We start from the raw sequence: 12319 nt of genomic DNA, 5'->3' as shown, positions 1-12319 counted from the left end.
GCTTGCCCTTGCCTCGCTTCGTTACGGCGCTCAGGCCTCCGTGTTGGCGGCTGCGGCGCCGCCGTTGCCGCGGGCGCGGCGGCGGCGGCGGGTGCGTGGCTTGGCGGCTGGGTCGGCACCGTCCGCTTCGGCTACCGCGACGCCTGACGGCTCGTCGGCGGATGCGGCTGCGGCTGCGGCCGCATCGCCCGAGACCACCTGGCCGGCGCGGCGGCGGCGGCGGGGGCGGCGGTCCGCCGGCGTCTGCGTGTCCTCCGTGTCGGCCACGACCGTGTCGCCGCTGTCCGCGGGCGAGTCCGCGCCGCGGCGGCGGGAGCGGGAGCGGCTGCGGGCCGGGCGTTCCGTGCGGGCGGCTGGGCCCCGGCGGCGGCCGCCGCCCAGGTCCTCTTCCTTCTCCGCCGACAGGCCGGCGCGGGTGCGCTCCGCCGTCGGGAGCGTGCCCGTCACGTCGGTCGGGATGTCGAGGTCCTCGTAGAGCCACGCCGATGTGTGGTAGGTCTCCGGCGGCTCCGGCATGTCGAGGCCGAGGGTCTTGTCGATGATCCGCCAGCGCGGCATGTCGTCCCAGTCGACGAACGTGACCGCTACGCCGGTGGCGCCGGCGCGGCCTGTGCGGCCGATGCGGTGCGTGTAGGTGTCCTGGTCTTCCGGGCAGTCGTAGTTGATCACGTGGGTGACGCCCGAGACGTCCAGGCCGCGGGCCGCGACGTCGGTGGCGACCAGGATGTCGATCTTTCCCGCGCGGAAGGCGCGGAGGGCCCGCTCGCGGGCGCCCTGGCCGAGGTCGCCGTGGACGGCCGCGACGGCGAAGCCGCGGAAGTCGAGGTCCTCGGCCAGCCGGTCGGCCGCTCGCTTCGTACGCGTGAAGATCATGGTCAGGCCCCGGCCCTGTGCCTGCAGGATGCGGGCGACGACCTCGCTCTTGTTGAGCGAGTGGGTGCGATAGACCAGCTGCTGCGTCTGCGGCGACGGGCCCGTCTCGGCCGTGTGCCCGGCGTGGATCGTGACCGGGTGGCGCAGGAACCGCCGCGACAGTGCCACGATCGGGTCCGGCATGGTCGCGGAGAACAGCATCGTCTGCCGGTCCTCGGGCAGCATCGCGAGGATCTTCTCGACGTCGTCGAGGAAGCCCAGGTCGAGCATGCGGTCGGCCTCGTCGAGGACCAGCGCGTGCACCCGGTCGAGCCGGAGCTGCTTCTGCTTGGCCAGGTCGAGCAGCCGGCCGGGCGTACCGACCAGGATCTCGACACCGCTCTTCAGGGCTTCGATCTGCGGCTCGTAGGCGACGCCGCCATAGATCGGCAGGACCCGGACGCCGCGGGTGCGCCCGGCGGCGGCGAGGTCCTTGGCGACCTGCAGACCAAGTTCACGCGTGGGTACGACGACCAGGGCCTGCGGCACGCCGTCGGAGCCCTCGCCCGGCGCGAAGACCCGCTCCAGCAGTGGCACGCCGAAGCCGAGGGTCTTGCCGGTGCCGGTGGGGGCCTGGCCGATCAGGTCGGTGCCGCGGAGCGCGATCGGAAGCGCGTACTCCTGGATGGCGAAAGCGTGGGTGATGCCGGCGGCGGACAGCGCCTCGACGGTCTCGGGGCGGGCGCCTAGCTCGGCGAAGGTGGGGGAGTCGGATCGGGTCGGCGCGTTCGGGACGAGCGCGTCGCCCGCGGGTTCGATCAAGTCACTCATGTGGTTGTCGGGGTGCCCTCTCGTGGTGCGCCCCGTCGTGTCGTAGGGCGCGATATGGAATCGCGCGGGCCACACGCGAAGGAGTCGCGGGCCGCACACGCGTGCCGGGGGGTCAAGTCCGCCCACGGCTAACGTGACCATGTTACCGGATTGCCCAGGCAACGGTGCCGAACGTGAGGCGAATGCGCCCGGTGGGGCCAGGCGTGTGGCGCAACTCTCGCCGCCCGGCCACCCGGAGTAACCTGCGGGCGTGACTGGATCAGCTGCGGCGCCGGCGCCCGCGACTGCGGCGGAAGCCCTGGTCGACCTGCTCGGCATGGTGGCCTACGGCGAGCTGTCGGCGTTCGAGCGGATGGCGGCCGACGCCCGATTTGCCCCGGATCTGCGGCACCGGGCGGCGCTCAGCGAGATGGCCGCCGTCGAGATCGCCAACTACGGCCGGTTGGCGGCCCGGCTGACCGAGCTCGGCGCCGATCCCGAGGTCGCGATGACGCCCTATGTCGACGTGTTGCAGGCGTACCACGACTCCACCGAGCCGCGCGACTGGCTCGAGGCGCTGACCAAGGCCTACGTCGGCGACGGCGTGGCCGACGACTTCTTCCACGAGATGGCCAAGCTGATCGACGACCCGGACCGCCAGCTCGTCCTCGACGTCATTCATGACAAGAGGTACGACGAGTTCGCGGTCACCGAGATCCGGGCGGCGATCGATGCCGACCCGAAGACGAAGCACCGCCTGTCGATGTGGGCCCGCCGCCTGGTCGGCGAGGTGCTCTCGCAGGCGACCCGGGTGGCGGGCCAACGCGCGGCCCTGACCACCTTGATCGTCGCGAGTGGCGGTGACCAGGCGGCCGTTCAGGCCCTGTTCCGCCGGATGACCATCGCCCACGGCGCCCGCATGTCGGCGGTGGGCCTCAACAACTAGCCGCGCTCAGCGGGCGGTGAAACCGACGGTGCCGCGAGCCGCCTCGGCGATCTCGACGTAGGCCAGCTTGTCGACCGGAATGATCAGCCGGCGGCCCTTCTCGTCGACCAGGGAGAGCGTGCCCTCGCTCGCGATCGCCTCGGTGACTGCCTTCTCCACCTCGGCCGGCGACTGCGAGCTCTCGATGACCAGCTCGCGCGGCGCGTACTGCACGCCGATCTTGACCTCCACAGAAGCCCTCCTCGTCGTGGCGCGCGATCGTTACCGGCGCCGCTGGGAAGGCTATCCGATTCGTGTCGCGAACGACGACGGCGGCTTGCGTGTCAGACGGGTTCGCCTTCGGCCCAGGCGCCTTCCTGGGGTTCACCCTGCAGGGGGAAGCTGGCTATGCCGCGCCACGACAGGGCCGCCAGCAGCGCCTCGGCCTCGGCCTTGGGGACCTGCCGACCGCCGGCCAGCCAGAACTGCGCCGCGGTCTCGGCCGCCCCGACCAGGCCCGATGCCAGCAGCTCGGCCCGGGACTTGCTGACGCCGGTGTCCGAGATGATGGTGTCGGTGATCGCGGCGATGCAGCCCCGCTCGACCCGCTCGACCCGTTCGCGTACGGCCGGCTCGTTGCGCAGGTCCGACTCGAAGACCAGGCGGAACGCCTCACTTTCGTGGTCGACGAAGTCGAAGTACGCCGTGACCGCGCCGCGTACCCGTTCCTTGTTGTCGTTGGTCGCTTCCATCGCCGTCCGCACATTGGCGACGATCGCGTCACAGTGCTTGTCGAGCAGCGCCAGGTAGAGCTCGAGCTTGCCCGGAAAGTGCTGATAGAGCACCGGCTTGGAGACGCCGGCCCGCTCGGCGATGTCGTCCATCGCGGCCGCGTGGTAGCCCTGCGCGACGAACACCTGTTGGGCCGCCGCGAGCAGCTGCTTGCGGCGCGCAGACCGGGGCAGCCGGGTCGGCCGTCCGTCCGGCTGGGCATCGCCCGAAGCCGCCACCATGGTTACCTCCGAAATCCCGCGACACATCGACCGGTTCGTGCGGATCCAATCGGCGCCGATCGCATCGGTCGCTGAATTGGACCGCGATTGCAACTTATCGCGACCGTGAGCACACGGTAGCCTCAGCGAGGGCGACCGAGGAGTGCACGGTGGATGATTCAGGTCAACCCGGGGACGCACCGGGCGGCGGCGGCAACCCGCCGGCGGCGCGTGACGGTGACGCCTGGGCCGCCCGCGACGAGGAGTCCGCCGCCCGATCCGGGTGGCAGCGTTCCCGCTACGCCAACCTGCTGACGCCCGTCGTGCCGGCCTCCCGGCAGCCACGGCAGCAGGTCAACGGTTCCGGTGCGGTGCACTCGGCGAGCGCGCCGCCGTACCCCTATGAGGGTGATCTGGAAGACGCCGCCCGGTCGGGGATACCGACCCAGCAGACCGGCTCGCAGACGCCGCCGCCTTGGCCGCAGTCGCCCGCCCCCGTCTCACCCGGTGCGGCCAACCCCGACTGGCGTGGCTGGGCGCCGCCGCCGGCCGCCGACGAGCCGCTGCCCGAGCCGCCGTCGCCGTGGGCGCCCGGCTGGGCGCAGACGCCGCCGCCCGCTCCTGCGCCGCCCGACGCGGCCGTTCCCGGGCCGTTCCCGTCCGCGTTCCCGCCTCCGCCGCCTCCGCCGCCGCGGTTCGACGAGCCGGCCCCGCCGCCTCCCGTGCGGTTCCGCCCGCGTCCGGACGACGCGGGATCGTTTCCGCCGATCGGGTCCGTGGCGGCCGGCGCGCCTACCGAGGGCGCGCCGCCTGGGACCCCGACCGAGGCTGATCCCTATCCGGCGGATCGCGGTCAGCCGCCGCCTCCGGCTGCGCCCGCCGGTCGCCAGGACTGGGCGCCGGAGTGGCCCTGGTCGCCGGCGCCGCCCGCGCCGACGTCAGGGGCTGGACGGCTTTCGATGCCTGCGCCCCGGCCGACGGCACCGGCGGGTCCGGAAGCTGCCGAGGACGAGGTGCTGCCGAGTCGGCGCGCCAACCAGCCGGGGGTACGCAACACGTTGCCGGGTTACATCCGCGGCGGCGCTGGGGCGTCCGGTGACGAGTCCCGGTTCACCACCGGCAGTCATCCCACCGTGCCGCCGCCGGATCGGGGGGCCGACGCTCGTACCCCTTCCGGCAATTTTCCCGTCGTCGATCGGCGGTCGGCCGGGTTGACCAGCAACTTTCCGGCCAGTCAGCCGACCGATCCGCCGGTGACGCCGAGCCGGCTGACCCGGGCGTTTCCTGGTGGCAGTGAGGCGCCGCCGCCGCCGAGCGCGTCGTTGACCGGCGCGTTCCCCGGTGGCGATCAGGCGACGCGGCCGCAGCGGCCGACCGACCTTTCTGGTCGGCGCGCGGATGAGGGCGTCCAGGCTCGGCCGCCGCTGCGGCTGGCCAGTCGCAACGGTGATGCGGTCGTCGACAACCGGGCGCGGCCCGAGGGGCCTGCGGCTTTCCATGGCGATGACGCGGCCGGGCCGCGTGACGGCTCCGGCGGCAGGCCGGCCGACGGCGTCGCGCGCGGCGGGTTCCCCATCGAAGAGGCCGTATCGACCCGCGGCGCGGGTGCTGGACCGGCTGATTCGGGCTCGGATCAGCGCGCGTCGGCGGACGGTGGGGTGCCGGCCGGCGGTGAGCCCGCGGCGGAGGCCGGGTCGGGCGGCGAGGCGAATGCCGACGGGGGTGGCGGCGCTCGGCCGGAGCCGGGTCGAGTCGGTCTGGGCGGCGGTGGGTTCGGCGAGAAGCGGCCGGCCGGGCCGTTCGCCGAGGAGCGGCGGGCCACCGAGGGCACCAACGGCGCCCACGGCGACGAGCCGCCGGCCCCCATCCCGCTGACCCGGCGGGGCATCAACCGCACGCCGGTCGAGCAGCGGTCCGTGGTCGACGACATGATCGACGAGTTGTCGGGCCTGCCGCAGCGCGTACCGGCCGAGCCGGACGTGCCGACCATTCCCGAGCCGCCGTCGGACGCGCCGGCCGATCCGCCGCAACTGGCCCGGATCGCCACCCACCTGCGCCGGCCCGACTCGCCCGAGGTGCAGGAACGGCCGGACGGCTTCGACGTCGACGCGATCGTCGCCGCGGTGCGCGGGGTGTCCGGGGTCAAGGACGCCTCCGTGCGGACCACCCCGGCCGGCGCGCACAGCCTGCGCTTGGATCTGTCCGACGGCGCCGACGCGGCCGAGGTGAGCCGGCACGTGGCCCGCCTCCTGCAGGAGCGCATGGGCCTCGCGGCCGCGCCCCAGAATTTGCCGGGCATGTCCGGACCAATCGGCGGCGACACTCCGCCGACCGGGTTCAGCCGCAGCGGCGGCTACGTGCCGCCGCCGGCGGCGCCGCGGTCGGCCGAGCCAGTGGTCCAGCCGCCGCGCCCGGCGGATCCGACCCCGGGTGAAGACGTGAGCGCGCGTCCCATCGCCGCCGCGGCGGGCGCGCACCAGGTCGACAGCGAGCCGAAGCCGTCGGTCCCGGCGCAGCCGCCGGGCTTCGAGCCGCCGCCGGATGCGGCGGAGCCGTCGGCTTCGCATCGCGGCCGGGCGCCCGTCGGGCAGCAGTCCGGTGTGGACACCCGTGATCTGGCGGCGCGGGCCGTCGTGCCTCCGCCGGAGGCCGCCGACGGCGCGGCGACGTCCCATCGGCACGGTGCTGATGACACCGAGCGTGGGCATGTCTACGGCGGCCGCCGCGAGACGCCGAGCCAGGACACACCGAGTCAGGGTGACAGCGATTCGGCTTCGACGGACGCGGCGCGCCCGGGCGTTCAGGAATCTGCGAGCGCGAGCGGCACCTGGCAGGACCGGACACGGGCGGCTGCCTCGCCCGACGAGCCGGCCCGCACCGCCGGCGCGTGGCAGGACCGGAACCGTGCGGATGTGCCGCGCGAAGGGTCGGCGGTCGTTGACCCGCCGGGCCAGGCCTCTGGCGGTGCGTGGCAGGACCGGGCCCGGGAGGCCGCCTCGGCCGACGAGCCGTCGCGGGCTGACGCGCCGGGCCAGGCCGCGGCTGGTGCGTGGCAGGACCCGAGTCGTGGGGATGCGCCGCGGGAGGGGTCGGCGGGCGTTGACGCGTCGGGTCAGGCCTCGGCTGGCGCGTGGCAGGACCGGACCCGTGGGGATGCGCCGCGGGAGGGGTCGGCGGGCGTTGACGCGTCGGGTCAGGCCTCGGCTGGCGCGTGGCAGGACCGGACCCGTGGGGATGCGCCCCGGGAGGGGTCGGCGGGCGTTGACGCGCCGGGCCAGGCCGCGGCTGGCGCGTGGCAGGACCGGACCAGGGACGCTGCGCGCGAAGGGTCGGCGGGTTCTGGGCCGCTGGGTCAGGGCTTGGCCACCGCGTGGCAGGACCGGACCCGTGACGCCGCGCGCGTGGAGTCGGTGGGCTCGGGCGCGCTGGGTCAGGCGCCGGCCGGTGCGTGGCAGGACCGGTCCCGGGCGGACGCCCCGCGCGGCGAGTCGGCGCGTGCAGAGGCGTCACGCCAAGACGCGGATGGCGCGCGGTCGGTAGCGACACCCGCCGCCACGCGGCAAGAGCCGGCACGCACGGCACGGCAGGACTCGAGCGGCAGCGACGACGCGCGGCAGGAGACGAGTCGCCTGGACGCCACTCGCCGTGAGCCGGCTGCGATGCGCCAGAGCGAGGTCCGCGCGGACCGCGCGGACCAGGATCGCGCCGCCGATGAGGCGCCGCGCCGGGAGACCATCCGTCAGGATCGCGCGCCTCAAGGGCCGACTCGCCAAGATGGCGCGCCTCAAGGGGCGACTCGCCAGGATCGCGCGCCTCAAGGGCCGACTCGCCAGGATGGTGCGCCACAAGGGGCGAGCCGCCAGGACGGCGTGCGCCAAGGCGCGACCCGCCAGGACGGCGGCCGGCAGCACGCCGCGCGTCAGGCGGCCGGTGCCCGGCCGGCGGCCGAGACGGCGCCGCCGGGGTTCCCCGAGCCGGGCAGCGCCGCGGGCATCATCGGCAGCGTGGGTGGCCATCCGGTGATGGCGGCGGCGACGGCGTACTCCGGTGGGCAGATCAGCACCACCGAGTCCGCGCCCTCGCGGCCGCTCAACCCGGGCGCCAACCCCGGGCCCCGGGTGGTCATCGACCATGTGCAGGTCAGCACGTTCGGCCTGGACGCTACCGTCGAGACCCGGCTCGCGGCCGGTAAGCAGGTGGCCAACGGGCTGGCGACGGGGCCGGCGGTCGACGGCTACGTGCTGCGCCTCTGTGCCGTCTCCGCCGCCTCGGCGGTCGACGAGCTGCTGCGCACGGCGACGCGGGCCGACGAGCGCGGGCGCTGCTTCGTGGAGCACGCGGCCGTGCTGCCGTTCGGCAACTGCGAGGTCGCGGTGGTCGTCGTACTCCTCGTCTGTGGCGGGTGGGTTGAGCAGCTTGCCGGCTCTGCCCTGGTTTCGGGGGATCCGCGGCAAGCTGTCGTACGTGCGACACTTGCGGCCGTAAATCGTCGTCTGGAAGCGCTGCTCTCCGACTGATGAAAGGCCCGATGCCGGGCACAATAAATTCATGAAGCGCGCTCTCCTCGGCGCCGACGAGGCCTTCGGCCCGGATCGGATGCCGCCTCCGTGGCCCGGGCGGATGGCCGTCATCGACGGCGAGCAGCTCTTCGTGCGCGACACACCCGCCACCCGGCCCGACGCGGAGCCGGCGCTCTACGTCCACGGCCTGGGCGGATCATCCCAGAACTGGACAGACCTCGCAGACCTGCTCGCCGACCGGCTCGACGGCCAGGCGGTCGACCTGCCGGGCTTCGGGCGTAGCGACCCGACCAAGCACTACACGATCAAGGCGTTCGCGGACCGCATGATCCGCTACATCGAGGTCAGCGACCGCGGCCCGGTGCACCTGTTCGGCAACTCGCTCGGCGGCGCGGTCTGCGTCCGGGTGGCCGGCCTGCGCCCCGACCTGATCCGCACGCTCACTTTGGTCTCGCCGGCCATGCCGTTCCTCGACCCGCGCCGATCCCTGCAGGGCCGGGTGGTCCCGCTGCTCGCCCTCCCGCGAGCCGACCGGCTAGCCGCGTGGATGATGGCCCGCCTCGCCCCCGAGGAGATGGCCGCGCAGGTCATCGAGTCGTGCTTCAACGACGTCAGCCGGGTCAGCGAGCAGCGCCGCCGCGAGGCGATCGAAGAGATCAAGATTCGGTACGAGGCGGCCCACTACGCCGACGCCTACGTGCGCTCGCTGCGCGGCCTGGTGACCAGCTTCCTGCGGGCCTACCTGCCGGGCGCCAACTCGATGTGGAAGATCGCCAGCCAGATCACCGCGCCGACCCTGGTCGTCGGCGGCCGCCAGGACCGCCTGGTCGACATCCGGGTGCCGCCCCAGGTCGCCAAGGCCATCCCCGACAGCCGCCTCCTGATCCTCGACGGCGTCGGCCACGTCGCCCAGATGGAAGTGCCCCGAATCGTCGCCCGCGGCGTCGCCGCCCTGCTGGACGAATACGCCGCGGCCTGACCGGCGCGCTCTCGCGGCCACGCCTAGGAAGTAACCGCGGCTATGCCCGGATGCGCGTGGGTCACGGTCCGAATGCGAGCCGAAGAACAAGGCGGGCGGGGCTGAGTCGGGGGCCCGGTGAGAGCGCGCCCGAATGCGCGTCGGGCTGACCAGGGGCACCACGGACCCGGTCCGTATGGCAGGGTAAGGCCCAGAATGATCAACGCGAGCCATCCTCACCCCCATGGCCGGAGCCGCAAACGACGGTCGCGGGGTGGTCGCGGCACTGCTCGCATACTCACCGTCGCCGGGTTGTCGCTCGTCGTCGGGCTCGGTCTCATGTGGTTCGGGCTTCCGCTGAGGGGCGGCAGCGGTGGCTCCTCGGCCGCGCCCACGCACTCCGCACCCAGCGCCACCACCTCGGCGACCGCGGCGCCGACCACGGCCGCGCCCACCAAGGCCGCGCCGCCCGTCTACCGGCTCGCCGGCAAACCACCGTCCGAGGGTGACAACACCTTCCGCTACGGCCAGACGACCGGGAAGGTCGCCGGGAAGTCGGGCACGTTGCGGCGGTACCGGATCGCGGTGGAGAACGGCTCCGACGAGGACGTCGAGAAGTTCGGCGACCAGGTCGACGCGGCGCTCAGCGACCCGCGGAGCTGGCCGGCCGGCGGTCGGGTCCGGCTGCAGCGGGTGGCCGAGGGTGAGCCCTTCAGCTTCACGATCTACCTCGCCACCGCGACCACCTCGCACGACATGTGTGCCCGCGGCGGCACCAACACCAACGTGAACGGCAAGCCGTACACCAGTTGTCGCGCGGTCGGGAAAGTGATCATCAACCTCGACCGCTGGAACATGTCGGTCGACCACTTCGTCAAGGCGAAGATCCCGCTGGCCGTCTATCGCACCTATGTGGTCAACCACGAGACGGGTCACGAGCTCGGCAACTCGCACGTGCGGTGCCCGGGCAGCGGCAAGCCCGCCCCGGTGATGATGCAGCAGACCCTGTTCCTCAACGGCTGCAGGGCCAATCCCTATCCGTACGTGGACGGAAAGCTCAACACCGGCCCGCCACTCTGAGCGGATAAGCGAGCAATGTCCCAAATGCTCTGGCATCGTGGTCCCTCATGGCGACGCCGATTCCAGGCACCCCGCTCCGTGATCCAGCAGATCCAGCAGATCCAGCAATCCCGCAGACCGAGCCGCCCGACCGCAGACGCCGCGTCGCGGCCATCGTCCTCGCGCTGATCTCGATCGCGTTCCTGCTCGCGGCCGTCGAGGAGGCCCGCCGCACCCCCGGCGACAGCCAGGGACAACGCACCGCCGACCCGAGCTCCCCGCCGCCGGGCTCGATCCGGGGTTTCACGGCGCCCACCCCGAGCCCACCGCGCCCCAGTCCGCCGCACGAGGGACAGGGCACCTTCAGCACCGCCCGCACCGGCGGCCCGACCCTCGGCCGCGGCAGCGACCTGCGCCGCTTCCACGTCGCGGTGGAGAAGGGCATCGGCCTCGACGTCACGCCGTTCGCGGCGAAGGTCGACGAGGTGCTCGGCGACCCCCGCAGCTGGATCGCCGACGGCGAGCTCCGAATGCGCCGCGTCCGCGCCGACCAGCCGGCCGACTTCACCATCTATCTGGCCAGCGCCGGCACCTCGGAGCGGATGTGCGCCGAGGGCGGTCTGGACACCGACGCCTACACCTCCTGCCAGCTGGCCGGCCAAGTGATCATCAACGCCGACCGCTGGGTCGGTGCGGTGCCGGAGTTCGAGGCGCCGCTGGCCGAGTACCAGGCGTACGCGATCAACCACGAGGTCGGCCACGAGCTGGGCCATGGGCACGAGGCGTGCCCGTCGCCGGGCGCGGCCGCGCCGGTCATGCAGCAGCAGACGCTGGGCATGCGGGGCTGCCTCCCGTACGGCTGGCCCTATCTCGACGGCCGGCGCCACACGGGCCCGGATATTCCCTGACCACCCGTGGCGGGGGTCATGGCAGCGGTGCGTGTCGCGAGCAACAATTGCTCGGCACCACCACATCGATCCGATCAGATTCCCCGGGGAGACTCATCGTGTCATTGCCCCCGCTCGTCGAGCCCGCCGCCGAGCTCACCGTCGACGAGGTCCGCCGCTATTCGCGCCACCTGATCATCCCGGACGTCGGGGTGACCGGGCAGAAGCGGCTCAAGAACGCCCGGGTGCTCTGTGTCGGCGCGGGCGGGCTCGGCTCGCCCGCCCTGATGTACCTCGCCGCCGCCGGCGTCGGCACGCTCGGCATCGTCGAGTTCGACACGGTCGACGAGAGCAACCTGCAGCGGCAGATCATCCACGGCCAGTCCGACATCGGCCGGCCCAAGGCCGAGTCCGCCGCGGCGACGGTCAAGGAGATCAACCCGTACGTCAACGTGGTCATCCACAACACGGCGCTCGACCGCGACAACGTCAAGGAGATCTTCTCCCAGTACGACCTGATCGTGGACGGCACCGACAACTTCGCGACCCGCTACATGGTCAACGACGCCGCGGTGCTGCTCGGCAAGCCCTACGTGTGGGGTTCGATCTACCGCTTCGACGGCCAGGCCTCGGTGTTCTGGGCGGAGCACGGCCCCTGCTACCGCTGCCTCTACCCGGAGCCCCCGCCGCCCGGCATGGTCCCGTCCTGCGCCGAGGGCGGCGTGCTCGGCGTGCTCTGCGCGTCGATCGGCTCGATCCAGGTGACCGAGGCCATCAAGCTGCTCACCGGCATCGGCGAGCCGCTGGTCGGCGGGCTGACGGTCTACGACGCGCTGGAGATGTCGTACCGCAAGATCAAGGTTCGTAAGGACCCGGACTGCGTGCTCTGCGGCCCCAACGCGACGCTGACCGACCTCATGGAGGACTACGAGGACTTCTGCGGCGCGGTCTCCGTCGAGGCCCAGGAGGCGACCGTCGACGCGACGATCACCGCCCGGGAGCTCAAGGAGTGGCAGGACGCCGGCAAGGACTTCTTCCTGGTCGACGTGCGCGAGCCGGCCGAGTACGAGATCGTCCGGATCCCCGGCTCCACGCTGATCCCCAAGGGCGAGATCCTTTCCGGCGAGGCGCTGTCGGCGCTGCCGCAGGACCGGCAGATCGTGCTCCACTGCAAGTCGGGCGTACGGTCGGCCGAGGCGCTGGCGGCGGTCAAGGCGGCCGGCTTCAAGGACGCCGTGCACCTGCAGGGCGGCGTGCTCTCCTGGATCAAGCAGATCGACCCGAGCCTGCCGGCGTACTGAGCCGCGCGAGATCCG

The 12319-nt window shown here is 73.0% G+C and carries 9 protein-coding genes; 6 read left to right on the top strand and 3 right to left on the bottom strand.

Translation table 11 applies throughout. The features are described from left to right. Positions 1-30: 30 nt before the first annotated feature. Positions 31-1683: a DEAD/DEAH box helicase gene (locus O7635_RS05475; RefSeq protein ID WP_278079316.1), complete on the bottom strand. Its 1653-nt coding sequence runs from the start codon at positions 1681-1683 to the stop codon at positions 31-33. A gap of 250 nt (positions 1684-1933) precedes the next feature. Here O7635_RS05475 and O7635_RS05470 point away from each other — a divergent pair, with 250 nt between their 5' ends. Next, positions 1934-2608, top strand: coding sequence for a ferritin-like fold-containing protein (locus O7635_RS05470; protein WP_278079315.1), 675 nt, complete (start codon positions 1934-1936; stop codon positions 2606-2608). A 6-nt stretch (positions 2609-2614) separates the two neighbouring features. On the opposite strand, the gene O7635_RS05465 is transcribed toward O7635_RS05470, so the two are convergent. Beyond that, the gene (locus tag O7635_RS05465; protein ID WP_278079314.1) at positions 2615-2839 is read right to left on the bottom strand and encodes a DUF3107 domain-containing protein; all 225 of its coding nucleotides are present in this window, start codon (positions 2837-2839) and stop codon (positions 2615-2617) included. Positions 2840-2931: 92 nt separating this feature from the next. Next, positions 2932-3600, bottom strand: a complete 669-nt coding sequence (locus O7635_RS05460) for a TetR/AcrR family transcriptional regulator (RefSeq protein ID WP_278079313.1) — start codon at positions 3598-3600, stop codon at positions 2932-2934. Between the two features lie 149 nt (positions 3601-3749). Between O7635_RS05460 and O7635_RS05455 the strand changes: the two genes are divergently transcribed. The 5 genes from O7635_RS05455 (at position 3750) to moeZ (ending at position 12304) form a co-directional block, all read left to right on the top strand. Further along, positions 3750-8096 carry a hypothetical protein gene (locus tag O7635_RS05455; protein ID WP_278079312.1) on the top strand — a complete coding sequence of 1449 codons (4347 nt, stop codon included), beginning with the start codon at positions 3750-3752 and terminating at the stop codon, positions 8094-8096. A 31-nt stretch (positions 8097-8127) separates the two neighbouring features. After that, a complete protein-coding gene (locus O7635_RS05450; protein WP_278079311.1) occupies positions 8128-9078 on the top strand; it encodes an alpha/beta hydrolase in 951 nt (316 codons plus the stop codon). 291 nt (positions 9079-9369) lie between these two features. After that, positions 9370-10137 (top strand): DUF3152 domain-containing protein, encoded by a 768-nt coding sequence (locus tag O7635_RS05445; protein ID WP_278079310.1) that lies wholly within the window; start codon positions 9370-9372, stop codon positions 10135-10137. 47 nt (positions 10138-10184) lie between these two features. After that, positions 10185-11024, top strand: a complete 840-nt coding sequence (locus O7635_RS05440) for a DUF3152 domain-containing protein (protein ID WP_278079309.1) — start codon at positions 10185-10187, stop codon at positions 11022-11024. Positions 11025-11122: 98 nt separating this feature from the next. Continuing rightward, a complete protein-coding gene (gene moeZ, locus O7635_RS05435; RefSeq protein ID WP_278079308.1) occupies positions 11123-12304 on the top strand; it encodes an adenylyltransferase/sulfurtransferase MoeZ in 1182 nt (393 codons plus the stop codon). Positions 12305-12319 lie beyond the last annotated feature (15 nt).

It is taken from the genome of Asanoa sp. WMMD1127, assembly GCF_029626225.1.
Classification (GTDB): domain Bacteria; phylum Actinomycetota; class Actinomycetes; order Mycobacteriales; family Micromonosporaceae; genus Asanoa.
This window is presented reverse-complemented; position numbering and strand designations above follow the sequence as displayed.